General features: G+C 48.2%; 19 protein-coding genes and 1 pseudogene. All 20 read left to right on the top strand.

What is annotated here, in order from left to right:
* Positions 1 to 209: 209 nt before the first annotated feature.
* The 20 genes and pseudogenes from QMK20_RS16820 to murG all read left to right on the top strand — a co-directional run bounded on the left by QMK20_RS16820 (position 210) and on the right by murG (position 24496).
* Positions 210 to 860 (top strand): RsfA family transcriptional regulator, encoded by a 651-nt coding sequence (locus QMK20_RS16820; protein ID WP_044648191.1) that lies wholly within the window; start codon positions 210 to 212, stop codon positions 858 to 860.
* A 126-nt stretch (positions 861 to 986) separates the two neighbouring features.
* Positions 987 to 1946, top strand: a complete 960-nt coding sequence (locus QMK20_RS16815; RefSeq protein WP_283652502.1) for a ketopantoate reductase family protein — start codon at positions 987 to 989, stop codon at positions 1944 to 1946.
* Between the two features lie 4 nt (positions 1947 to 1950).
* Positions 1951 to 2340, top strand: a complete 390-nt coding sequence (locus tag QMK20_RS16810; RefSeq protein ID WP_025685747.1) for a DUF3397 family protein — start codon at positions 1951 to 1953, stop codon at positions 2338 to 2340.
* 154 nt (positions 2341 to 2494) lie between these two features.
* Entirely contained in the window at positions 2495 to 4201 is a 1707-nt protein-coding gene (locus QMK20_RS16805; RefSeq protein WP_283652501.1) for a peptide ABC transporter substrate-binding protein, read from the top strand.
* Between the two features lie 196 nt (positions 4202 to 4397).
* Complete coding sequence (locus QMK20_RS16800; RefSeq protein WP_283652500.1) at positions 4398 to 5330, top strand: ABC transporter permease; 933 nt, start codon at positions 4398 to 4400, stop codon at positions 5328 to 5330.
* Positions 5331 to 5334: 4 nt separating this feature from the next.
* Positions 5335 to 6285, top strand: a complete 951-nt coding sequence (locus tag QMK20_RS16795) for an ABC transporter permease (RefSeq protein ID WP_283652499.1) — start codon at positions 5335 to 5337, stop codon at positions 6283 to 6285.
* 11 nt (positions 6286 to 6296) lie between these two features.
* A complete protein-coding gene (locus QMK20_RS16790; RefSeq protein ID WP_044648186.1) occupies positions 6297 to 7241 on the top strand; it encodes an ABC transporter ATP-binding protein in 945 nt (314 codons plus the stop codon).
* 123 nt (positions 7242 to 7364) lie between these two features.
* Positions 7365 to 8996 carry a bacillithiol biosynthesis cysteine-adding enzyme BshC gene (gene bshC, locus QMK20_RS16785; protein WP_283652498.1) on the top strand — a complete coding sequence of 544 codons (1632 nt, stop codon included), beginning with the start codon at positions 7365 to 7367 and terminating at the stop codon, positions 8994 to 8996.
* A gap of 44 nt (positions 8997 to 9040) precedes the next feature.
* Complete coding sequence (locus tag QMK20_RS16780) at positions 9041 to 10306, top strand: adenosylhomocysteinase (RefSeq protein WP_283652497.1); 1266 nt, start codon at positions 9041 to 9043, stop codon at positions 10304 to 10306.
* 335 nt (positions 10307 to 10641) lie between these two features.
* Positions 10642 to 11079 (top strand): division/cell wall cluster transcriptional repressor MraZ, encoded by a 438-nt coding sequence (gene mraZ / locus QMK20_RS16775; protein WP_283656297.1) that lies wholly within the window; start codon positions 10642 to 10644, stop codon positions 11077 to 11079.
* Between the two features lie 17 nt (positions 11080 to 11096).
* Positions 11097 to 12047: a 16S rRNA (cytosine(1402)-N(4))-methyltransferase RsmH gene (rsmH, locus tag QMK20_RS16770; RefSeq protein ID WP_044648183.1), complete on the top strand. Its 951-nt coding sequence runs from the start codon at positions 11097 to 11099 to the stop codon at positions 12045 to 12047.
* A 24-nt stretch (positions 12048 to 12071) separates the two neighbouring features.
* Positions 12072 to 12452: a type VI secretion system membrane subunit TssM gene (locus QMK20_RS16765; protein WP_029517759.1), complete on the top strand. Its 381-nt coding sequence runs from the start codon at positions 12072 to 12074 to the stop codon at positions 12450 to 12452.
* A 64-nt stretch (positions 12453 to 12516) separates the two neighbouring features.
* Positions 12517 to 14868 (top strand): penicillin-binding transpeptidase domain-containing protein, encoded by a 2352-nt coding sequence (locus QMK20_RS16760; RefSeq protein WP_283652496.1) that lies wholly within the window; start codon positions 12517 to 12519, stop codon positions 14866 to 14868.
* 83 nt (positions 14869 to 14951) lie between these two features.
* A complete protein-coding gene (locus QMK20_RS16755; RefSeq protein ID WP_283652495.1) occupies positions 14952 to 16868 on the top strand; it encodes a stage V sporulation protein D in 1917 nt (638 codons plus the stop codon).
* Positions 16869 to 16924: 56 nt separating this feature from the next.
* The gene (locus QMK20_RS16750) at positions 16925 to 18412 is read left to right on the top strand and encodes a UDP-N-acetylmuramoyl-L-alanyl-D-glutamate--2,6-diaminopimelate ligase (RefSeq protein WP_283652494.1); all 1488 of its coding nucleotides are present in this window, start codon (positions 16925 to 16927) and stop codon (positions 18410 to 18412) included.
* Positions 18409 to 19816: pseudogene (locus QMK20_RS16745) on the top strand (UDP-N-acetylmuramoyl-tripeptide--D-alanyl-D-alanine ligase). Before QMK20_RS16750 ends, QMK20_RS16745 begins: the two are co-directional and overlap by 4 nt.
* A gap of 22 nt (positions 19817 to 19838) precedes the next feature.
* The gene (gene mraY, locus QMK20_RS16740; RefSeq protein ID WP_014282442.1) at positions 19839 to 20807 is read left to right on the top strand and encodes a phospho-N-acetylmuramoyl-pentapeptide-transferase; all 969 of its coding nucleotides are present in this window, start codon (positions 19839 to 19841) and stop codon (positions 20805 to 20807) included.
* Positions 20808 to 20811: 4 nt separating this feature from the next.
* The gene (gene murD, locus QMK20_RS16735; protein WP_283652493.1) at positions 20812 to 22233 is read left to right on the top strand and encodes a UDP-N-acetylmuramoyl-L-alanine--D-glutamate ligase; all 1422 of its coding nucleotides are present in this window, start codon (positions 20812 to 20814) and stop codon (positions 22231 to 22233) included.
* 49 nt (positions 22234 to 22282) lie between these two features.
* Positions 22283 to 23380 (top strand): stage V sporulation protein E, encoded by a 1098-nt coding sequence (gene spoVE / locus QMK20_RS16730; protein WP_283652492.1) that lies wholly within the window; start codon positions 22283 to 22285, stop codon positions 23378 to 23380.
* A 6-nt stretch (positions 23381 to 23386) separates the two neighbouring features.
* Positions 23387 to 24496 (top strand): undecaprenyldiphospho-muramoylpentapeptide beta-N-acetylglucosaminyltransferase, encoded by a 1110-nt coding sequence (gene murG / locus QMK20_RS16725; protein ID WP_283652491.1) that lies wholly within the window; start codon positions 23387 to 23389, stop codon positions 24494 to 24496.
* Positions 24497 to 24627 lie beyond the last annotated feature (131 nt).

Raw genomic sequence — 24627 nt, 5'->3', positions numbered from 1 at the left:
AGCAGCCAGAGGATGCTTGAAACCCGAAACTATATTTGTCCACGTATGAGTTCTTATAGAAATGGAAATACAATTTAGTATCAAATAGATTCTATGAACTCTACGAGAGGCATAGAAATGAATAAACAGCTTTTATACCCTATTCAAATACCGGTAAGGCCGGTTCATGAAGACGGTTATTTCAGGATGTTGTTAGGAGGGCTAGAGGCATGACTGCAATAAGACAAGATGCATGGAGTGTTGAAGATGATCTGATACTGGCGGAGGTGACATTGCGTCATATCCGGGAAGGTGGAACACAGCTCGCTGCATTTGAAGAGGTTGGGCAAAAAATAGGAAGAACCTCCGCAGCATGCGGCTTCCGCTGGAACAGTTGCGTGCGCAAGCGTTATGATGAAGCCATCAGCATTGCTAAAGCGCAACGTCAAAAACGCAGTTATATTCGCAAGCAGAGTCCGGTTGGTGTATCTCAGGTGGCAGCTTTTGCCACACTTGATACGGCTGAAGGGCTATACAGAGCGGATGGAACGAGTGAGGATACGTTGTCCATCGACGCAGTGATCCGTTTTTTGCGTCAATGGAAGGGATCTGTACAGGAAACCAATCGACAGATCAAGATGCTGGAAAAAGATTTACGTGAAAAGGAAGAGGAGTTAAATCAACTTCGCTCCATTAATGATCGGTTGTCCAAAGAGGTTAATGAGGTGCAAACCGACTATCGCGTCGTGAATGATGATTACAAAGCCTTGATTCAGATTATGGACCGGGCCCGCCGTTTGGCTTTAATCACTGAGGATGAGGAAGAGCTTAAATCCAGATTCAAAATGGACGCCAATGGGAACCTGGAGCGCATTGAGTAGCAAAATTACAGCAGCAAATATTAAATAGAACGTCAACTCACGCTTTGCCGTAGTTGGCGTTTTTTGTATTTCTCTAGAGTGCATATGATATAGTAGAAAAAAAGATGGAAGCGAGACGATACATAGGTGATTGATATTATTGGAGCAGGTTCGCTCGGATTGTTGTTCGCTGGAAGGCTGGCAGCCTCAGGTACAAAAGTAAGGCTATGGACACGAACGCTTGAGCAGGCACGTATCATTGCATGTGAGGGGATTACTGTGCTTGAAAAAGAGGGACAGGTTGCTGTTCATGTGATTGGAGATACATTGAAGGTAGCGCCGTTGGCAGATTGGCAACGCTTGAATTCACAGGTTCCGGCACGGTGGATTTTGATAATGACTAAACAGGGGGCGATTGGGGAAGTGCTGGAGCAGATTAAATCTGCGGCTAATACAGAAAGCGATATCGGAATTGTTTGCTTACAGAACGGAATCGGACATATAGAACGAATTAGACAAGCCTATCCTGAAGCGGTGGTATACCCTGCGGTAACGACCGAAGGAGCCAAGAGAATGGGAGTAGCATCCGTCGTGTATGCCGGGCTGGGGGCTACGGAGATTGGCTGTCCGGATGAGCTGGAGGAGAAACAGGTCGGGAGTTTCGAACAATATGTGCTAAATCGGCTGCTTACAGCAGGATTTGACGTTTGCTTGTCGAAAGAAATCGAGAACGGTATATACCGCAAGTTGCTAATCAACGCTGTGATTAATCCGCTGACAGCAATATGGCGAATCCCCAATGGAGAGCTGCTTTCCGATCCGGGCCGTATACATATGATGCGCAAGCTATACGAAGAAGGCATTCAAGTGTACGAAGCCAATGGTATTCGGTGTGACAGCGCATGGTGGGATCAGATTATGAAGATTTGCCGGGCAACGGCAGAGAATCAGTCGTCTATGCTGGCCGATGTGCTTGCACATTCCATGACAGAGGTTGCTTCCATTAATGGACAACTGGTGCAGATGGCAGAGCAAGCGGGGGTTACTGCACCAACCCATGCGGTATTATGGCAATTAATTGAGGGCATGCGGCTAAAAGAGGGGTGATCAGTTGAGTCTCATACAAGGTACCATCATCACATTTAGTATTCTTCCCTTTTTTCCGTTTCTGATCGTGTTTGCGGTTTGCCGCTACCTACTTAAACTGGAAAAAAAGAAGTCGTTGCTTATATCTATGGACATTACCACGGCTTTTCTGATACTATCCGTCGCGGCGCTCTTTAATGTCATTTTTGCATCAAGATTCGGTTTTTATTTGATATTACTGCTGCTACTTTTGGCGCTGGGTTTAATTGGAGGAGCCCAAAATCGAATAAAGGGTAAGGTCGATGGGAAAAGATTATGTAGAGCAGTGTGGAGATTAACTTTTATAGCCATGACATTAGCCTATATTCTATTAACTATTGTTGGCATTTTTAAAAATATATTCAATAACATGTGATATAACATGACATGAAAACCTAAAAAAATATGAATTAATCATGTTTTTTTGAAAAAAAAAGCTCAATTTAAAGAAATGTGATGTAGATTTTTTTGACCGCTGGTTGTATAATCTATAAACATATACCACTTTAGAACTAGGGGGAAAACGCTAGATGAAAAGGAAAAGCTTTTTAGTCCTTTTGACACTCGTTCTTGCAGTTGGCGCACTGCTCGCAGGTTGTGGCTCCAGCAGCAAGAACGAAAACAATGGCAAGGGCGCGCAAGAAAATACCTCAACTACACCGGCTCCGGCCGACAAACAGATTTTGCGCATTAATCTGGCATCCGAGCCGCCAACATTTGACCCGGCACAGGCTCAGGATAGTCAAACGAACACGGTTCTCAAAACTTTGTATGAAGGTCTTGTACGTATGGGTCCTGATGGCAAAGAAATTCCTGGCGTAGCTGAATCCTGGAAAATTTCCGATGACGGCAAAACCTATACGTTCAAGCTTCGTGATACTGCAAAATGGAGTAATGGCGACCCAGTCAAAGCAAGTGACTTCGTATTTGCTTGGCAACGGGTATTGGATCCTTCTACGGCTCCAGCACCTCCATATGCTTACCAATTGTACTATATAAAAAATGCTGAGGGCTACAACCTGAGCACTTCCAAATCTTTTAAAGGCACTAAAATTACAGACTTTAAAGATGTAGGTGTCAAAGCAGTTGATGACCATACATTGCAAGTAGAGCTGGATCACCCAACTCCTTACTTCCTGGGCTTGACTTCTTTCTACACCTTCTACCCTGTACATTCTTCTATTAAAGGAAATGACAAGTGGGCGGTTCAGAAAGACAGCATGATCACCAATGGACCTTACACTTTAACAACGTGGGACAGCGGTCAAAAGATCGAAGTTTCCAAGAGTGAAAACTATTGGGGTAAAGACCAAATCAAGCTGAACAAAATCACGATGTCTCTTGTAAACAGCGGTGCAACAGAGCTGGCTTCTTATAGAAGTGGACAACTTGATTATGCAGGTATGCCAAGCGGTGAAATTCCTACAGACCAAATTCCGGCTGTGAAAAAAGAACTGCCGAATGAGTTTAAGGCTAAAGGGATTGCAAGTACGTATTACTATCTATTTAACGTAACTGAAAAACCATTTAATAATGTTAAAATCCGCAAAGCATTTGCGATGGCTATTCAACGCCAACCGATTGTTGAGAGAGTAACATTGGGTGGTCAAATTCCTGCTTACGGCTTTGTACCTCCAGGTATCAAAGGAGTTTCTCAGGAGTTCCGTACCGAGAACAAAGATGATTTCTTCAAAGAAGATTTTACTGAAGCGAAAAAATTACTTCAAGAAGGTATGAAAGAAGAAGGCGTAACTACACTTCCTCCGGTAACTTTGCTGTATAACTCCAGTGAAAGTCACCAAAAGATTGCTTTGGCAGTCGCTGATATGTGGAAGAAAAACCTTGGTGTGGACATCAAAACCCAAAACCAAGAGTGGGGCGTATTTATTCAAACACGTAACAAGCTGAATTTCCAAATTGCTCGTGGTGGTTGGTCTGCCGACTACAATGATCCAATGACATTCCTAGATATGTGGACAACAGGCAACACTAATAATAATTCTGGCTACGCTAATCCTGCATATGATGCTTTGATTGAAGCAGCTAAGACAGAAACCGATCCAGCAAAACGCATGGAAGATTTCGCAAAAGCAGAGAAAATTCTGGTTCAAGACGATATGGTTATGCTGCCGGTCTATTACTATTCAAATGTTTCTTTAACGAAACCGAATGTAAAAGACATAGCTCTTGACTTTAGTGGAGCGATTGATTTCACAAGAGCGTATATTACACAGTAACTAAAGCTTAATTCTGAAGTTTGATAGTTACTTCGGGATATATATGTGGATACAACCATATATATCCCGTTTTTTTGTGTGTCATGGTCTTTTCCATTATCATGTAACCATGCAAATAAGTAGGTTGGACATTCCAATTCTATTTCGATAAAATCGAATGGTGTCGAAAAAAATTTATGGGGGGTGTAAACGGGCAATGACGCGTTATTTGATCAGTAAATTTTTCTATATGCTGCTTTCTTTGTTCATTCTGATCTCTGCGACGTTTTTTCTCATGAAAGCAATTCCGGGTAACCCCTTCATGAGTGAAAAAGCGACTTCTCCTGAGATTCAAGCCCGGTTAATGGAGCAATATGGGCTGGATAAGCCTGTATATGTCCAATATTTTAAATACTTAGGTGATATTGCTTCAGGTGATTTTGGTATTTCTATGAAAAAGTTGAACCAAAGTGTTACAGACATTATTGGACAAACTTTTTCGGTATCACTTAAATTGGGCTTTGTCGCCATAATTGTGTCGATTATTGTCGGACTCTTGCTAGGTATGCTCGCAGCTTTATACCATCGCAGGCTTATTGACAACGTAGCGATGATTTTAGCGATTATGGGGATTGCGGTTCCCAGCTTTGTCCTGGCATCGTTGATTCAGTTCTTCTTTGCACAGGAGTTAGGTTGGTTTAATGTCATGGGCTTTGATGGTCCAATGGATTACGTCCTACCTGTTGTCGCTTTATCCGCTTCGCCAATTGCGTTTATCGCTCGACTAACGCGTTCCAGCATGCTGGAAGTACTTCATGCGGATTATATCAAGACTGCCAAGGCTAAAGGTTTGAAGCCTGTTACGGTAATGTTCAAACACGTTGTACGTAACGCCATTTTGCCGGTTGTTACCTATGTGGGGCCTATGACAGCAAATATTATTACCGGTTCCGTCGTTATTGAACGTATTTTCGGGATTGGTGGTATCGGTAAAGTGTTCGTAGACAGTATTACGACCCGTGACTATACCATGATTATGGGAGTTACTATTTTTTACGGCATTTTGCTAATGGTGGCACGTTTTATTACTGATATTGCATACGGTTTTATTGATCCACGGATTAAGCTGACCGGCGGGAAGGAGGGATAACTTTATGTCTGTGAAAGACAATGCTGTGAATTTGGAGAAGCTTCAGGTAAAACCGGAAGACTTTCAGAAAATCGGAGCGGATGAGAAGCAGTCTGAAGTTATTCAGCGTGAAAGCTTATCCGCTTGGCGTGATGCTTGGGAACGGCTTCGTAAAAATAAACTGGCAATGACAAGCCTGAGCGTTCTGATTTTTATTGTACTTGCTTCGATAGTTGGTCCGATGCTTTCGCCATACGACGACCGCACGAATGATTTGTTGAGCACCAATCTTCCTCCTTCGGCGGAGCATTGGTTCGGAACAGATGATCTGGGGCGTGATATGTTTGTCCGTACATGGATGGGTGCCCGAATTTCCTTGATTATCGGTTTGGCCGCAGCAATGATTGACTTGTTGATTGGTGTTATTTATGGTGGAATTATGGGTTACTTTGGTGGCCGTGTAGATGAAATCATGAATAAATTTTCTGAAATTCTGTATTCCATTCCATATCTGCTTGTTACGATCCTGCTGCTCGTTGTACTGGAGCCAAGTATCACGACGATTATTATTGCGCTCTGTGTGACCGGGTGGATTAACATGTCGTGGATTGTGCGTGGTGAAATGCTACAGCTGAAAAATCGGGAATTTGTGCTTGCTTCCCGCTCGATGGGAGCTGGTGCAGGCCGCCTGCTGTTCCGTCACCTGTTGCCTAACGCTGTGGGTCCGATTATCGTCACACTGACTTTGACGGTTCCAAGTGCTATTTTTTCCGAGGCTTTTCTGAGCTTCTTGGGATTAGGGGTACAGGCTCCTCAAGCGTCGTTGGGTTCGATGATTGAATCAGCTCTGACAGGATGGATGTACTATCCTTGGCGTATGCTTTTCCCGGCAGGTTTGATCAGTTTGATTATGCTTGCGTTCAACCTTTTTGGTGATGGATTGCGTGATGCGCTTGATCCGAAGCTGAAGAAATAGGAGGTGAGATCATGGTGAGTAGCAACAATTTAATTGAGGTTGAAGGTCTTAAAAAGTATTTTAATGTTGGCAAAAACCGTGTGCTCAAAGCGGTGGACAACCTGAATTTTTATATTCGCGAAGGCGAAACACTAGGTATGGTTGGTGAATCAGGTTGTGGTAAATCTACAGCGGGCCGTACCATTCTTCGCTTATATGAGCCTACAGCAGGTAGCGTGCGCTTTAACGGTACGGATATCTACAAATTATCATCAGGTAAAATGAAAGCTATGCGCCGTGATATGCAGATGATCTTCCAAGATCCGTATGCATCCTTGAACCCGCGTTTTACGGTTTCTGATATTATCGGTGAGGCACTGGATATTCACAACATGGCAGGTAGCCGTGCAGAGCGCAAAAAGCGGATTGAAGAGTTGTTGGATCTGGTAGGTTTGAACCCGGATCATGCAACCCGTTATCCGCATGAATTTTCCGGTGGTCAGCGCCAACGTATCGGTATTGCCCGTGCGCTGGCAGTTAACCCTAAATTCATCATTTGTGATGAGCCGATTTCGGCTCTTGATGTGTCTATTCAGGCTCAGGTTGTCAACCTGTTAAAAGAGCTTCAAGAGCGTCTTGGTCTGACATACCTGTTCATTGCGCATGATCTGTCAATGGTCAAGCATATCAGTGACCGGGTAGCCGTAATGTATATGGGTAAAATGGTTGAGCTTGCAGAAAGCGCGGAGTTGTATGCAAACCCGATCCATCCTTATACGAAAATGCTTCTGTCGGCGATTCCAATTCCCGATCCGGAAGTGGAAGCCAACAAAAAACGGATTATTATGCCTGGTGATCAAGCTGGCCCAATTCATACAAATGATGCATCCGGCAATAAGTCAGGAGCCTATAACCTGGAAAATGCCAAGCTGATCGAAGTGTCCAAAGGACATTTTGTAGCTGAGCCTTACGCCTGATGTTGTTTTATGCACCAACCGCCGAGTTTGCTTGGCGGTTTTTTTTGTGAGAAGCTTTGACGCGGACAAGGGCTTTCGGTACAATCAAGCAGTAAGGTTTTGGTGGAGACAGGAGGCAGACCCATGAGAATAATTCCGGAAGAGCTTCGCGGAGGGTCGGCTTTGGCAGAAGATTACATACAGGGTACAGGACGCGCACGCGATTTGTATGAATATAATGTTCTGCATGCCGATGCTTATGCCCAACGAGCAAAGCGACTGGATGAGACGGAGCATCTGCGATTAAACCGTAAGGATGTCGTAGCATGTCTCCGTATATACAATGAGCAATACAACGCACACGAGGCGGTTCATGCTTCATTGGATCGGCTGGAGCAGCCAGACGCTCTGGTGGTAGTTGGCGGGCAGCAAAGTGGACTGTTCACAGGTCCGATGCTGGTCGTTTACAAAGCTGCTACGATTATTAAGGCGGCCAGGGAAGCGGAGAAACGGCTGGGGCGTCCAGTTATTCCCGTTTTCTGGATTGCGGGTGAGGATCATGACTGGGATGAGGTCAATCATACATATGTAATGGCGAATGACCCGCAAGCAGTCAAAATCAAGCTGAATAAGCAGCCGGAACGTCGTTCTTCGGTTAGTGCGATTAAGGTCGATGCCGCAGAGTGGAAGAAAGCTATGGCTGAAATAGAGCAAAGCTTGCCTGACTCAGAGCATAAGGCTGATATTTTACGCATGATTAAGCATGGTTTCAATGATTCTTACGGATTAAGTGAAGGCTTCGCCAAGTTGCTGGGACTTCTTTTCGGCGCCTACGGATTAGTGCTGCTGGATTCTGCTGATCCTTCGTTGCGCAAGCTGGAGGCATCTGTTTTCCGTCGGTTGGTTCAGCACAATGATGAACTGGAGCAAGCTTACCGGGCGACTGCTGCACGGATTGCAGATTACGGCTATCATTTGCAAGCAGATGTCCATGAAGGCGGCGCGAATCTCTTTTATATCCATGAAGAAGAACGCTTGCTGCTGTTCAAGCAAAACGGGCTGTTCACGGATCGCCGCGGTCAGGTGGCATTTACAATCGAAGAACTGCTCGAAGAGACAGACAGGCACCCGGAACGTTTTAGTAACAATGTCCTAACCCGTCCTCTTATGCAGGACTCACTATTTCCGGTGCTGGCCTCTGTGCTGGGACTAGGAGAAATTGCCTACTGGGCGATTACACGGGATGCCTTTGGCGTGCTGGGGATGCAGATGCCATTACTGCTGCCACGGATGTCCTTTACGTTGGTAGAGCCAGGTGTGGAAAAGCATATGTTGAAGTATGAATTGAGCTTTGGCGAAGTTAGAGACGGGCTTGAGGAACGGAAAAAGCAATGGATTGTCACCCACGATCAGCTTGGAATGCAGGAGCAGTTTGCCGGGGCCAAGGAAGCTTTTGTCCGTATATACGAACCGCTGATACAGCAGTCAGGCTTGATTGAAAAAGGTTTACTCCGGCTTGGGGAAACCAATCGTGAGAAGATTCTGGAGCAGATTGCCTATCTGGAAGCAAAAGTTCAGGAAGCACTGTTCCGGCAAAATGAAACAGCGCTTCGTCAATGGGATCGCATCGAGTGGTCACTTTTTCCGTTCGGACAGCCGCAGGAACGGGTGTATACTATCTATCATTTTCTAAACCGTTACGGCCTCAGCCTGATCGATATGATTATGGATGTGCCGACCGATCTGACGGGTACGCATCGTGTCATTTATGTATGATTTAGCATGTTAACAACTACAACAAATATGAAGGAGGAACAAATATGACTTCCCATTCTTTGCAAAACAGCATTGTTCACGATCTTAAACTGGCGCCTGAGGGTCATCTGAAAATTGATTGGGTGGAAGCCCATATGCCGGTATTGAACCGTATACGTCAACAGTTCGAGCAGGAGCAGCCTTTTAAGGGTCTGAAGGTAACCATTTGTCTGCATCTGGAGGCCAAAACGGCCTATCTGGCTAAAGTAGTACAGGCGGGCGGGGCTGAGGTTACAATTACGGGTAGTAATCCGTTGTCCACTCAAGATGATGTTTGCGCAGCATTGGTTGAAGATGGAGTTACGGTTTTGGCTAAATACAATCCGGACCCTGCTGAGTTTAAAAGCTTGCAAATTAAGGCGCTGGAAACAAAGCCGGACCTTATTATTGATGACGGGGGTGACCTGGTTACCCTCTTGCAATCCGAACGCCCTGATCTGATTTCTACCATCCGTGGTGGGGCGGAGGAAACGACTACCGGGATTATCCGCTTGAAGGCGCTCGAAAAAGAGGGTCAACTCCACTTCCCGATGGTGGCCGTTAATGATGCTTACTGCAAATATTTGTTCGACAATCGTTATGGTACTGGACAGTCAGCATTCGACGGCATTATTCGCACAACCAATCTGGTTGTGGCAGGTAGCACGGTCGTCGTGGTGGGTTATGGCTGGTGTGGTAAAGGGGTTGCGATGCGTGCGAAAGGGCTGGGAGCCAACGTGGTCGTCACCGAAGTTGATCCAATCAAGGCAGTAGAAGCACATATGGATGGTTTCCATGTGATGCCGATGGTGGAAGCAGCCAAGCTGGGTGACTTCTTCATTACGGTGACTGGCAACAAAGCTGTAATTACCGGAGAGCACTTTGATGTCATGAAGGACGGGGCTGTGCTGTGCAATGCGGGGCATTTTGATGTGGAGGTTAGTAAGCCTGAGCTTGCCAAACGTTCCGAATCCATTAGGACGGTGCGTCGCAACATTGAGGAGTACCGCTTCAAGGATGGACGTAAAATGTATTTGCTGGCAGAAGGACGCCTCGTGAATTTGGCTGCGGCGGATGGTCATCCTGCGGAAATTATGGATACCACGTTTGCACTTCAGGCGCTTGGCTTGAAATATGTGAACGATCGTTATAATGAGCTGGGCAAAGCCGTAATTAATGTACCTTATGAAATTGATGAGCAGGTAGCCCGCTTCAAGCTGGATAGCCTGGGAATCCAAATTGATTCTTTAACAGAGGACCAAAAGGTCTATCTGGATAGCTGGAATGCATAACTTGAGCATTGCCGATCACGATGCCCGGGTTCAAAGGTTTTAACGTGTAACACAGGTGTCTGTATAGGTTGGTTTGATGAATGAGACTAAGCCCTTTATTTTCATGTTGTTTCGAAACCTGATGCATATTGTCGGGAGTTCGTCTTCATGGAATAAGGGGCTTTTTGGCGTGTTATGATACGTGGCAACAATAACAGACATCACCGTATGGATTTGTCGTTTATCACTTTTTGGAAATGTAAAGAAGGTCTTTGATTTTTTAAAGCGAATCTATTATGCTTAGGTGGTGGAAAGTGGGCCAAAGTGGGAGAATGGGGTAAGGGGTGACGAAACCAATGTTTATGGGGGAGTTCCAACATAGCATTGATGAGAAGGGTCGGCTTACTGTTCCGGCCAAGTTTCGTGAACTTCTCGGTGCCTTGTTCGTGGTTACCCGCGGGCTGGACCAATGCCTCTTCGTGTATCCCATGGATGAGTGGGCTGTCATGGAGAAAAAACTTAAAGCACTGCCTTTGATGAAGGCCGATGCCCGGGCGTTTACCCGTTTTTTTTTCTCGGGCGCGACTGAATGCGAATTGGACAAACAGGGCAGGGTAAATTTACCGGGGAATTTGTGCGAATACGCCAAGCTTAGCAAAGAGTGCGTCGTATTGGGAGTGTCCACCCGGGTAGAGATTTGGAGCAAGCACACTTGGGAGCAATATTTCAGCCAATCAGAAGAAGCATTTAACGACATTGCTGAGAAATTGGTTGATTTCAACTTTGAATTGTAATTTAGGAGGTCAGCCGTTTGTTTCACCACATTACCGTACTCAAGGAAGAAGCAACACAGGCACTAAACATCAGGCAGGACGGGATCTATGTGGACTGCACGTTGGGAGGGGCAGGACACAGTTCCGTCATTGCGTCACAGCTTGGCCCTGAGGGAAGGCTGATTGCCTTTGATCAGGATGACTGGGCATTGAACAATGCGCGCGAGAAGCTGTCGGCCTACGAAGGAAAGATTTCATTGGTGAAATCCAACTTTCGCCACTTGCAGGACAGGCTGGCCGAACTGGGATTGCCCGAAAAAGACGGCGTCCCGCAGGTCCAGGGTATTTTGTTCGATCTGGGTGTGTCCTCGCCCCAGTTCGATGAGGGGGAACGGGGATTCAGCTACAATCATGATGCGCCGCTTGATATGCGGATGGATCAGAGTAGCTCGCTGACGGCTTACGAGATTGTCAATGAATGGCCAGAAGCAGAGATTGCGCGTATTTTGTTTCACTACGGAGAAGAGAAGTTTTCACGCCGGATCGCAAAGATTATGGTTGAACGTCGAAAGAACAAGCCTATTCACACAACAGGGGAACTTGTCGATATTATCAAAGAAGGAATTCCGGCTGCGGCACGCAGAACCGGGGGACATCCGGCCAAACGCAGCTTTCAGGCTTTGCGGATCGCTGTAAACGATGAGTTGGGTGCACTGGAAGATACTTTGCATCAGGCAGTAAAATGCCTGGCTCCAGGGGGCAGAATTTCGGTCATTACGTTCCATTCTCTGGAGGATCGGATATGCAAGCATATTTTCAAGGAGTATTTGGCGAGAAGCATATATCCATCTGATTTGCCTATTTTGGAGGACAAAATGATAGGCGATCTGAAGCTGGTGAATCGTAAGCCGATTGTGGCATCAGAGCAGGAATTGGAGCTTAATCCACGGTCCCGGTCAGCCAAGCTGAGAGTTGCCGAGAAATTGTAAATTTAATGGAGAAGGAGAGGCGACATGGCTTATACACGCGGTAATTTGGCTGTAAAAGAAAGAGCCCGTCAGGAACAGGTTCAGCAACAACGGTATCGTGAAACCACCAAAGTCGTTACACGCCGCAGAGAGCTGCCGATTCGGGAAAAGCTGCTGTATCTTTTGACACTTGTAGCGTGCATTGTCATTGCTGGTATGCTGATTGGCAGGTACGCGCACATTTATCAAATCAATTATTCGATTAATACAGCGAGCAAGGACATTTCCAAATTACAGACCAATATCGCCCAACTGAAAATTCAGAAGGAACGGCTGGAAAATCAGATTGTACCTACGGCAAAGGAACAGGGATATATCGAGCCGACAAGAGAGCCAATTCGTGTGGAAAAGCAGGCTGCCAAATAGTTAGTTAGGAGCATAGCATCAAGCTATGCTCTGACGTACATTTTTTCGCAGAGAGGTTTGAGCTATGGTCAAAAGAATAAAGCTTCGCACACTGCTGATAGGGGGATGTATTACCCTCTTTTTTCTTGTTCTGCTACTTAAGGTATTTTGGATTCAGGTCGTGAGCGGGGAATACTGGCATAATCAGGTAGTTACGCAGGTGGAAAGAGACCAGGTGATCCAGCCCAAGCGCGGAACGATTACGGATCGCAAGGGAAATGTACTGGCTGCAGATGCCCCTGCTTATACGGTAGTGGTCAACCCGAGCATCATTCAGGAATATGATCTGGAAAACGAGGTCGTAGCCAAACTGCATCAGCTGCTAAAAACACCTGAGGACGAACTGAGAAAGCATCTCTCGGCCAAGGACAAAGACGGTAAATATTTAAAAAACCGCGAGATCCGTAACGGAGGTTGGAAGGTAGATCCTGAGCTCAAAGCACAGGTGGATACGTTCAAAGAATATTTAAAGGATAAGTACGAAGTGATTGGAGCTGTGGACACGGTTCAGGAATCCAAACGCTATTATCCGGAAAATAAGCTGGCTTCTCATGTTCTTGGCTATTACCGTAAAGATGGTACAGCAGGCATGGGGTTGGAAGCCTATTATAATAAAGAGCTCTCGGGCACGGCCGGAAAGCTTCTTTATCAGCGGGATCGAAAGGGAGTTCCTCTTCAGGGATCGGAGAGCATCTATGAACCGGCACAAAATGGTAAGAATTTAAAGCTGACGATTGATGACACAATTCAGTATTATATAGAGGGCGCTATGCAGGAAGCTATTGCAACATACAATCCTAAAACGATGACGGTTGTAGCCGCAGATCCCAAAACGATGGACGTTCTCGGTATGGCAAGTTACCCCAATTTCAATCCCAATACATACGGGAGCACATCTTCAATGGAATATTTCCGTAATAATGCGACTCAGTCCATCTATGAGCCAGGCTCCACGTTTAAGATTGTAACCTTGGCTGCCGCAGTTCAGGAAAAGGTGTTCAATCCAAATGAAACCTATCAGTCTGGTATGATCCGAGTCGGGGGATGGGATATTCGTGACGTGAGTCGAAATTGGGGAACGTTAACCTATCTTCAAGGGGTCAAGCGTTCAAGTAACGTCGGTTTCGTCCATCTGGGGCTGGATAAGCTGGGCGGCGAAAGGTTGAGGAAATATATTAACAACTTCGGATTTGGTGTGAAAACAGGTATTGATCTTCCGAGTGAGTCTAGCGGAGCCATTACGTTCCACACCCAATACAAATCCGAAGTCGCAACGGCTGCATATGGACACGGACGTGTTCAGGTAACGCCAATCCAGCAGGTAGCGGCTATCTCGGCAATTGCTAACGGTGGTAAGTTGATGCAACCTCATCTGGTGAAGGAAATTACGAACCCGGATACAGGGGAAGTACAGACGATTCAACCGAAGGAAGTCCGCCAGGTGATTTCGCAGGAATCGGCATTACAGACCAGCAGCTATCTGGAGCAGGTCGTGTCTGACCAAGAAATTGGAACCGGGCGTCTTGCTTATATTGATGGGTACCGTGTTGCTGGTAAAACAGGTACAGCGACGAAAGTTGTGGGCAAAGTGTATGACCATTCGAAGGATGTCGTGTCCTTTATCGGCTTTGCACCCGTGAATGATCCGAAAATAGCTGTTCTGGTTGTTATGGATGAACCTAACAAATCGGTAGGTGGAGGTACGGCAGCAGCCCCTGTGTTCAAAAAAATCGTATCCCAGTCGCTGCAATATATGGGAGTTCCCAAAACAGGAGCCAAAGCGAATAAATCAGACAGTGCTGCTGTGAAAACGGTGAATCTGCCGACAGTGCCACAATTAACCGGTCAGGTGAAGAAGGATGCGCAAAACGCATTGCTCAAACAGGGGATTGCCTATGAAACGGTCGGCAAAGGCTCCAAAATTGTCCGCCAGTATCCGGAGGCAGGCGTCAAAATGAAGCCGGGACAACGCATTTATTTGCTGACTGAAGATAGTGCCAACATGACCATTCCAGACTTTACAGGCGTCTCGTTGCGTGACACGCTGCAAGTGTTGACGCTCATGAAGGTGGGCGTTCAGGTAAGCGGCGAAGGTTATGTTGTCTCGCAAAAGGCACAAATGGTGAGTGGCAAGCGGATCGTCAATGTGACGCTCCAGCCGGCTAAAGAAACCGTGACCGGAGTAAAGCCGGAGGAAACACCGGACTCAACTACCGACGTAGCATCTAACCAAAAAGGCAGTACAGCGAAAACGAGTACCGATTCAAAAACCGATACCACTGCGAGTGCAAGCTCAAGCAGGGAGACTTCCAAGGGTGGGAGCTCCGCTGTAGCCGATGAAAAAAGTGCGGCTGCAATTAAAGGTGAGGATAACTGATAGCTTGTTCTAACGTCCGTTTTTTTGAATATTCATGAGGTAAGACATGTCATGAGTATTTGGAGGAACGGAGGGGAGCGCGTTTGAAGAAATCTAACGTGACCATGCGGCGCAGGCTGGTATGGGGGCTGCTGGGATTGTTTGTACTGTTTGCAGCCTTGTCGGTCCGGCTCGCCTATGTTCAATTGGGTAAAGGGGGCGAACTCTCGGCCAAGGCCGAGGAATCGTGGCGCCGGAATATACCTTTTGCCGCCAAACGCGGCGAAATTTTGGATCGGCAAGGTACGGCGCTGACCTATAATGTCACTTCGCCGACAGTCATGGCGATACCGGTGCAGATCAAGGAGCCGGAAGAAACGGCGCGCAGGCTGGCGCCCTTGCTTGACATGAGCGAGGATAAAGTGCTCAAGCTGATTACCAAACGAACAGCAAGCCAAAAACTTCAGCCCGGCGGACGAAAAATTACGATGGAGAAAGCGCAGCAAATTCGTGATTTGAAGCTGCCGGGTATCGTTGTTGCTGAAGACAACAAACGTTATTATCCTTATGGCGATTTGGCAGCTCATATTCTCGGGTTTACGGGAATTGATAATCAGGGGTTGACGGGGGTAGAGAAAAAGAACAACAGCAAGCTTCGCGGTATTGACGGAAGCATTGCGTATCTATCCGATGCAGGCGGTCGCCTGATGCCCGGTTCTTCTGAGAAGTACGTTGAACCAAAGGATGGTCTGAACTTGCAACTGACCATTGATAAGTCTGTACAGTCTATCATGGAACGGGAGCTTGACCAGGCTATGGTCAAATTCCAGGCTAATTCCGCGTTGGCCATCGCAATGAACCCCAAGAATGGGGAGATATTGGGCATGGCCGGGCGACCAGGCTATGAGCCTGCGCTATACAAACAATATGCACCTGAAATTTACAATCGAAATCTGCCGATTTGGATGACATATGAACCAGGCTCTACTTTTAAAATTATTACTTTGGCCGCTGCATTGGAAGAAAAGAAGGTCAATCTCAAAAACGATCACTTTTTCGATCCGGGTTACATTGAAGTTGGCGGGGCTCGCCTGCGCTGCTGGAAAAAAGGAGGCCACGGCAGCCAGACCTTCCTTCAAGTCGTGGAAAACTCCTGTAATCCAGGCTTTGTGACACTGGGTCAGCGTCTAGGTAAGGAATCGCTGTTCAAGTATATTCGCAATTTTGGGTTCGGCAGCAAAACGGGCATTGACATGATTGGTGAGGGGAATGGTATTTTATTTAAGTTACCCCAGGTAGGACCGGTAGAGCTGGCGACAACTGCCTTTGGTCAAGGGGTATCTGTCACTCCGATTCAGCAGGTGACGGCTGTGTCGGCTGCGATCAATGGCGGCAATCTGTATAAACCTCACATTACAAAAGGCTGGGTTCAACCAGAGACAGGCAAGGTGCTGGAAAAAGTAGAGCCTGAACTGGTGCACAGAGTCATTTCAGAGGATACCTCCCGACAGGTGAGGGAAGCGCTCGAGAGCGTCGTTGCGAAAGGCACAGGCCGTCCCGCTTTTATTGAGGGTTACCGGGTGGGAGGCAAAACAGGCACAGCGCAAAAGGTGATCAACGGACGTTATTCATCCTCGGAGCATATTGTATCCTTTATCGGTTTTGCCCCGGCGGATGATCCACAAATTGTTGTCTATACCGCTGTGGATAACCCAAAGGGCATTCAATTCGGCGGGGTAGTCGCTGCGCCAATCGTGCAAAATATTTTGCGGGATTCGCTGCTTGCTCTGAAAATACCACCTCGTACCAATCAGATTGCCAAGGAATACAAGTACGGGGAAAATCGAATTGATACGGTGCCGGATTTGGTAGGTGCCACTGTGGCTGATTTATACGAAGATATGAATATGAACTTTATGCTCGTAAAATCCGGGTCAGGCAAGACGGTTGTCAGTCAGGCACCAAAGCCAGGCTCCCGGCTGGAGCGGGGATCAACAATCCGTATATATATGGGGGATTGATAGGTTCTTTTTATACCCATACTATGATTAACGAGAGAGCAATGGAGGAATGAAAGATGCAGCTTCAACAATTGGCTTCACTGCTGGCTGCCTCCCGCATTGTGGGGGACGGTACAGTGGACTGCCGAGGAATCGGGGCGGACTCACGCCGGGTACAGCAGGGAGATTTATTTCTGTGTCTGCCCGGTTTTACGGTTGACGGACACGATTATGCGCAGCAGGCAGTTGCGTCCGGGGCGGCGGCTTTGGTTGTGGAACGGGAATTGAATGTACCTGTGCCACAACTTATAGTCAAGGATGCCCGGTACGCAATGGCGATTTTGGCGGATTATATGTTTGATTCACCGAGCCGCCGCATGCGCATGATCGGCGTAACCGGAACGAATGGCAAAACAACCATAACTTATCTAATTGAAAAAATCTTGAACGATGCCGGAGTGAACACTGGACTGATCGGCACTATTCAAATGCGTTACGGTGGTCAGTCCTACCCTATGTCCGGTACCACACCCGAGGCGGTGGAACTGCAACGCTATCTTGGCAATATGGCGGAGCAAGGGGTCCAATGCTGTGCAATGGAGGTATCTTCACATGCACTGGAGCAAGGGCGCGTGAAAGGAACTGATTTTCGCACCGCTATTTTTACGAACCTGACGCAGGATCATCTGGACTACCATAACACGATGGAGGAGTACCGTGCGGCTAAAGGGCTGTTATTTTCCCGATTGGGGAATACCTTCTCGCGGGATGCGTCGGATAGTAAATATGCTGTTCTGAATGAGGATGACCCGGCCTCATCCTATTTTCAGGCCATAACTGCCGCCCAAGTGATTACATACGGCGTGGAAAAGAAGTCGGATGTGCAGGCATCCCATATCGCTGTAGGTGCCAAGGGAACATCCTTCCATGTCTCTACTTTTAAAGGAGATACCGATATTGAGCTGCGAATGGTGGGCAAGTTCAATGTGTATAACGCATTGGCAGCCATCACGGCCGCTTTGCTGGAAGGAGTGGCTCTGGCTGATATCAAGCACAGTCTGGAGTCCATAGCAGGCGTAGATGGGCGGGTAGAGCCTGTAGACGCAGGTCAGCCATTTGCGGTTATCGTAGACTATGCCCATACACCGGATGGACTGGAAAATGTGCTTCGCACCGTTAAGGAGTTTGCAGTTGGCAAAGTATGGTGTGTATTCGGGTGCGGCGGGGACCGGGATCGTACGAAACGTCCTTTGATGGGGAAAATTGCTGCTCAATACAGCGATCATGCTTTTATTACCTCGGATAATCCGCGGACAGAGGACCCGGAAGCCATTTTGAAAGACATCAAGCAAGGGCTGATTGACGAAGGTATACCCGCAGAACGCTACGAGTTGATCGTAGATCGTAGAGCTGCTATTCATAAAGCTGTTGAAATGGCAAGCCCTGACGATGTAGTATTGATTGCGGGAAAAGGTCATGAGACCTACCAGTTGATCGGAAAAACGGTGCATGAATTCGATGACCGCATCGTAGCCAAAGAAGCGATAAGGGGTTTATCCAAGTGATGAAAAGAACAATCGGTCAAATCGCCTCCATGAGCGGGGGAACGCTTCACATAGAGGCGGACGCCGGACGAATGGTTGAGGGCGTTTTTACAGATTCACGCAAGCCGCAGTCCCAGGGGCTGTTCGTTCCACTCACGGGTGAACGGTTTGACGGGCATGATTATGTGCAGCAGATTGTGAGCGGAGAAGGCGCAGCTGCTTTTTTATGGCAAAAGGATCACGGTGCACCTCCGGCAGGGAATGCGATTGAAGTAGAGGATACTTTGGCGGCCCTCCAGCGTCTTGCGACCGCATATTTGCGGGAGACGGGTGCATCTGTCGTAGGGATTACTGGAAGCAACGGCAAAACGACGACAAAAGACATCGTCAACGCTCTGTTGGGCACGACCTTTAAAGTACACAAAACCGAAGGGAATTATAACAACCATATCGGTTTGCCTTTAACCGTGCTGTCCATGCCGCAGGATACGGACATCCTGATTTTGGAGATGGGAATGAGTGGACGCGGGGAAATCCGCCTGCTGACTGATATTGCCCAGCCTGATGTAGCGGTCATTACGAACATTGGCGAAGCGCATTTGCTCCAGCTCGGTTCCCGTGCGGAAATTGCACGTGCAAAGCTGGAAATCGTCAGCGGTCTCAAACCCGGCGGCTTGCTGATTTACAATGGAGATGAACCGCTATTGCCGCAAGTGCTTGCGGAGCCCGAAACGGTTAAGCCTGACGGCTTGAAGCTGTTCACGTTCGGTATGTCTGCGGATAACGATGATTATCCAACTGGAATAACTACGGATGGAGAAGGCAGTTTGTTCACGACGGCCCAATCCGGCAAGGATGCTTTCCGGCTTCCGCTGCTTGGGCAGCACAATGTTGTGAACGGTTTGGCAGCACTGGCGGTAGCGCACCATTTTGGGGTGGATGCAGACCATGTGCGCCAAGGGCTGTCGGCTTTGAAATTGACAGGCATGCGCATTGAGGTCGTGAGCTGCACCAATGGGCTTACCCTGCTGAACGATGCTTATAACGCCAGTCCGGCTTCAATGAAAGCTGCAATTCAGACGTTATCCGGTTACGAAACAAAGGGACGTAAAATCGCCGTGCTTGGCGATATGCTGGAGCTGGGTCCCGAGGAAAAGCAATTCCACGAGGAAATTGGGCTTTTTGCAGCGAAACATGACGTAGATATGCTGTTCACCTACGGTGTGTTGGGGGGCGTCCATTGCGCATGGGGCGCAAGCGTCCATGCCGTCTGATGACGTACATGCTTATGAGGATAAGCAAAAACTGATTCAAGATCTGCAAGCTTACCTCCGTGCCGATGATATCGTGCTGGTTAAGGCATCCCGAGGGATGCGACTGGAAGAAATTGTGGATGCGCTGAAAAACGGTCCGCTACAGAAATGATGTTGACGAGAGGGAGACTCCCATGGATATTCAATTATTACTGCTGACGATCGTCGTATCGTTTATACTGGCGGTCATTGCCGCTCCAATACTCATTCCGCTGCTGCGGCGAATGAAATTCGGCCAGCAGGTCCGGGATGACGGGCCGCAAAGCCATCTTAAAAAGACGGGTACGCCTACTATGGGCGGAATCGTTATTCTGGTGGCTTTTACGCTGACCTTTCTTAAATTTTCGGCGATAAAAAATACGGACTTTTACGTCCTGCTGGTCGCTACGCTTGGTTTTGGGCTGATCGGCTTCCTGGACGACTATATCAAAATTGTTTTCAAGCGTTCGCTCGGACTGACTGCCCGTCAAAAGCTATTCGGGCAATTGCTGTTCAGTGGAATCATGTGCTGGCTTCTGATTAGTAACGATCATAGCACTGCCATTGGCATTCCGGGAACTTCCTGGTCGTTTGATTGGAGCGGCTGGTTCTATTATCCGTTCATCGTCATTATGATGCTGGCGATTAGCAACGCCGTCAATTTCACAGATGGACTGGACGGGCTGCTGTCCGGTACCAGTGCGATTGCCTTCGGTGCTTATGCCATCGTAGCGATTCAAGCAACCTCGCTTCCGGCTGCGGTTTGCTCAGCGGCCATGATTGGTGCTGTACTTGGCTTTCTTGTATATAACGCGCATCCGGCCAAGGTATTTATGGGCGATACAGGCTCGCTGGGAATCGGAGGCGCTATAGGTGCCATCGCTATCGTCACCAAAAGCGAAATTTTGTTCATTATTATTGGTGGTGTATTTGTAATTGAAATGCTGTCCGTAGTTTTGCAAGTAGCTTCCTTTAAAACACGTGGCAAACGCATTTTCAAAATGAGCCCGATTCATCATCACTTCGAGCTGTCCGGCTGGTCCGAATGGCGAGTTGTTATTACATTCTGGGCTGTAGGACTGCTGCTGGCAGGACTCGGACTTTATCTCAACAAGGGGTTGTAGACAAATGAACCATCCAGACACATACCGAGATCAAGAGGTCATCATTATAGGCCTGGCCAAAAGTGGCGTGCAAGTCGCCAAGGTACTGCATCAGGCCGGGGCCAAGCTGACAGTCAATGATAAAAAAGACAGGGAACAATGTCCCGAAGCTTCTGAATTAGAGGCTTTGGGAATTTCCGTTTTATGTGGCAGTCACCCGGAAGGGCTAATCCATCCGGGAGTGAAGCTGGTTGTCAAAAATCCGGGTATTCCTTATACGGCCCCGCCAGTGCAAAAAGCTGTCGAACTGGGCATTGAGGTCGTGACCGAGGTCGAGGTCGCCTATCATCTATGCAAAGCGCCGATGATCGGGATTACTGGCTCGAATGGGAAAACGACCACAACCACTTGGGTAGGTAAGCTGTTAGAGGCATCCGGTATGAAGCCGATCGTGGCTGGTAATATCGGCACGCCATTATGTGAGGCCGCTGTGGATGCCAGGTCGGACGAGTGGATGGTGGTGGAACTGAGCAGTTTTCAGTTAAAAGGAACAAAGGATTTCAAACCTGCTGTAGCCTGCTTGCTGAACGTGGCTGAAACCCATCTGGACTATCATGGGGACATGAAGGACTATGTTGCGTCCAAGGCGCGTCTGTTCGCCAATCAAACGGCGGCTGATACTGCGGTATTGAACTGGGATGATCCTGTTTGCCGGGAGCTTGTGCCCTATACCAAAGCGAAACTGCTTCCGTTCTCGATGACAGAACGTTTGCAGGAAGGGTTGTTCGCTGACCCGCCATACATACCGGATGTGACGGATGACATTGAACGCAGCATCGTATATCGCGATGCCAGTGGTGTGGTGCATCCAATTATAGGCGTGGCCGAAATTGGCCTTCCGGGCCGCTTTAATGTGGAAAATGCCCTCGCCGCTTGCGCAATTGCAATTGCCGCAGGAGCGGAACCGTCTGGATTGGCTGAACCGCTAAGCGCTTTTCGTGGAGTGGAACATCGGCTCGAATATGTTGGAGAACATGCCGGAGCAGCTTATTACAACAATTCCAAAGCCACCAATTCCAAAGCGACGATGATGGCGTTGTCTTCCTTCAAGCAACCCATTGTACTAATAGCTGGAGGACTGGATCGTGGTTCGGATTATGCCGAGCTTGTACCCTCCTTGCAAGAGGGTGTAAAGGCTGTTGTGCTGCTGGGCGAGACTCGGCATAAGCTTGCAGATCGGGCACGTCAGGCCGGAATAGAGCGTGTCGAGGTCGTCGATAATGGGGAGGACGCCGCCGCTACGCTCGTGGAGGCTGTGAACAAGGCAGCTAAACTTGCTGAGCTGGGAGATGTTGTATTGCTCTCACCCGCGTGTGCAAGCTGGGATATGTTCCGGTCCTATGAAGAGCGTGGACGTATTTTTAAAGAGGCGGCGCATAAATTGTAAGTAGGGGGGTTGGATAAGCCCCTACTTTTATGCAAGGGGTGGCCTCCTGATGAAGCAATCTCGTCCGGCGCCGGATATATGGCTTTTCGTCTGTATTTTGAGCTTGTTAGCCATCGGCATGGTTATGGTATACAGTGCGGGCGCCGTCCTCGCTTTTCACGAGTACGGGGACTCCTACTATTTTGTAAAGCGGCAGTTGCTGTTCGCCGGGTTAGGTCTTGTGGCGATGTACTTCACTGCCCGAACAGACTATCGGATCTGGCAGAAGTATGCCAAGGTCGTGCTGCTGATTTGTCTCGCGTTGCTGGTTGGCGTACTCATTCCAGGCATTGGTGTAGTAAGAGGCGGGGCACGAAGCTGGCTCGGTATCAGCTCTTTTGGCATTCAGCCATCCGAGTTTATGAAGCTGGGTATGATTCTTTTTCTCGCCCGCTGGCTCAGCCGCCCGGATTATGATATTAATTCCTTTACTCGCGGCCTGTTGCCCCCGCTTGGACTCATGGGACTGGCCTTTGGCCTGATTATGCTCCAGCCCGATTTGGGTACAGGCACGGTGATGATGGGGGCGTCCATGCTAATCGTATTTACGGCAGGCGCACGCATGAAGCATCTGGGCTTGCTGGCATTAACGGGAGCGGCGGGATTTGCGGCCCTGATTGCGGCAGCCCCTTATCGGCTCCAGCGGATCACTGCGTTTTTGGACCCATGGTCCGATCCGCTTGGCGCAGGTTATCAAATTATTCAATCGCTGTATGCCATTGGACCTGGTGGGCTGGCAGGCTTGGGGCTTGGCATGAGCCGCCAGAAATACAGCTATGTTCCCGAGCCGCAGACGGACTTTATTTTTTCGATTTTGGCGGAGGAGCTTGGCTTTATCGGTGGAATGACAGTGCTGGCGCTCTTTCTGGTTCTCGTGTGGAGAGGAATGCGCATCGCTATTACCATCCCGGATACTTACGGCAGTTTGCTTGCTGTAGGCATTGTGGGAATGGTTGCCGTACAGGTGGTCATTAACATAGGTGTCGTAATCGGCTTAATGCCGGTGACAGGAATAACACTGCCCTTAATCAGCTACGGAGGCTCTTCTCTGACGTTGATGCTAACAGCGCTGGGCATTTTACTAAATTTATCACGTTATGCGAGGTGAACGTTTATGCGCGTCGTGTTGAGCGGCGGCGGTACCGGGGGGCACATTTATCCGGCGCTCGCCGTAGCCAGACAGTGCGAAGAGATTGATCCGGACGCTGAATTTTTATACATTGGCGGTCAGCGGGGACTGGAAAGCAAGCTGGTTCCCCAGGAAAAAATTCCATTCGAGGCTATTGATATTACAGGATTCCGTCGCAGCCTGTCTGTGGAAAATATAAAAACGATTATGCGCTTCTTCAAAGGGGTCCGCAGATCCAAAGCATTATTGAAAAAATTCAAGCCGGATATCGTTATCGGCACGGGGGGTTATGTATGCGGCCCTGTCGTCTATGCAGCTTCCAAGTTGGGGATACCCAGCATTATTCATGAGCAAAACGCAATTCCGGGCCTGACCAATGCGTTTCTGAGCCGTTACGTGGATACGGTGGCTGTCAGCTTTGAGGGCTCGGAAGGAGCTTTCCCCAAAGCCAAAAATGTACTGTACACCGGGAATCCGCGCGCTACAACGGTTCGTCAGGCTAACAGGGACCGGGGCTTTGCTACCATCGGGGTTCCAATGAACAGCTCGGTCGTGCTTGTGGTCGGTGGCAGCAGGGGAGCAAAGGCCATCAATGATGCCATGATTGCAATGGCTCCGCAACTTTCGCAACTGAAAGACGTCCAATTTGTATATGTGACTGGTGAATCTTACTATGAGCAGACGTTGGACAGCATACGGAATCAGATCGGATCATTGCCCAATCATCTGCATGTGCTTCCCTATATTCACAATATGCCAGAGGTGCTGGCTTGTACCTCTTTAATCGTTAATCGCGCTGGCGCGTCCTTCTTGGCTGAAATCACATCGTTGGGTATTCCATCCATTCTAATTCCATCCCCCAATGTGACGAACAACCATCAGGAGGCCAATGCCCGTACACTCGAAAAGGCAGGGGCTTCTGTCATGATTGTGGAGAAGGACTTGACTGGTGCGTCCTTGTTTCAATCTATTGCGGAGATTATGGAGGATGAGGCATTGCGCAGCCGGATGGCTGAATCAGCGTCAGCGCTTGGCAAACCTGATTCAGCCGATATTTTAGTAAAAGAAATGGAGCGTCTTGCCCGTAAAAGTTAGACCGTAGCGCAGACTGGGCGGTTGTCACACACCGGATGGTATTGACATAAGATACCCTATACATTGTGACCATCACTCAGGCTGCCGGTTGTCAGGTGAGAGCCTTATAACCCTGCGGGGCAAGCAACAAG

The sequence above is a fragment of the Paenibacillus sp. RC334 genome (assembly GCF_030034735.1).
Lineage (GTDB): Bacteria > Bacillota > Bacilli > Paenibacillales > Paenibacillaceae > Paenibacillus > Paenibacillus terrae_A.
This window is presented reverse-complemented; position numbering and strand designations above follow the sequence as displayed.

Bases quoted from the DNA above. Each gene is read 5' to 3' on its own strand.
- QMK20_RS16820 (WP_044648191.1), top strand. From the start codon at position 210: ATGACTGCAATAAGACAAGATGCATGGAGTGTTGAAGATGATCTGATA.
- QMK20_RS16805 (WP_283652501.1), top strand. From the start codon at position 2,495: ATGAAAAGGAAAAGCTTTTTAGTCCTTTTGACACTCGTTCTTGCAGTT.
- QMK20_RS16800 (WP_283652500.1), top strand. From the start codon at position 4,398: ATGACGCGTTATTTGATCAGTAAATTTTTCTATATGCTGCTTTCTTTG.
- QMK20_RS16795 (WP_283652499.1), top strand. From the start codon at position 5,335: ATGTCTGTGAAAGACAATGCTGTGAATTTGGAGAAGCTTCAGGTAAAA.
- QMK20_RS16790 (WP_044648186.1), top strand. From the start codon at position 6,297: ATGGTGAGTAGCAACAATTTAATTGAGGTTGAAGGTCTTAAAAAGTAT.
- bshC (WP_283652498.1), top strand. From the start codon at position 7,365: ATGAGAATAATTCCGGAAGAGCTTCGCGGAGGGTCGGCTTTGGCAGAA.
- QMK20_RS16780 (WP_283652497.1), top strand. From the start codon at position 9,041: ATGACTTCCCATTCTTTGCAAAACAGCATTGTTCACGATCTTAAACTG.
- mraZ (WP_283656297.1), top strand. From the start codon at position 10,642: ATGTTTATGGGGGAGTTCCAACATAGCATTGATGAGAAGGGTCGGCTT.
- QMK20_RS16765 (WP_029517759.1), top strand. From the start codon at position 12,072: ATGGCTTATACACGCGGTAATTTGGCTGTAAAAGAAAGAGCCCGTCAG.
- QMK20_RS16760 (WP_283652496.1), top strand. From the start codon at position 12,517: ATGGTCAAAAGAATAAAGCTTCGCACACTGCTGATAGGGGGATGTATT.
- QMK20_RS16750 (WP_283652494.1), top strand. From the start codon at position 16,925: ATGCAGCTTCAACAATTGGCTTCACTGCTGGCTGCCTCCCGCATTGTG.
- mraY (WP_014282442.1), top strand. From the start codon at position 19,839: ATGGATATTCAATTATTACTGCTGACGATCGTCGTATCGTTTATACTG.
- murD (WP_283652493.1), top strand. From the start codon at position 20,812: ATGAACCATCCAGACACATACCGAGATCAAGAGGTCATCATTATAGGC.
- spoVE (WP_283652492.1), top strand. From the start codon at position 22,283: ATGAAGCAATCTCGTCCGGCGCCGGATATATGGCTTTTCGTCTGTATT.
- murG (WP_283652491.1), top strand. From the start codon at position 23,387: ATGCGCGTCGTGTTGAGCGGCGGCGGTACCGGGGGGCACATTTATCCG.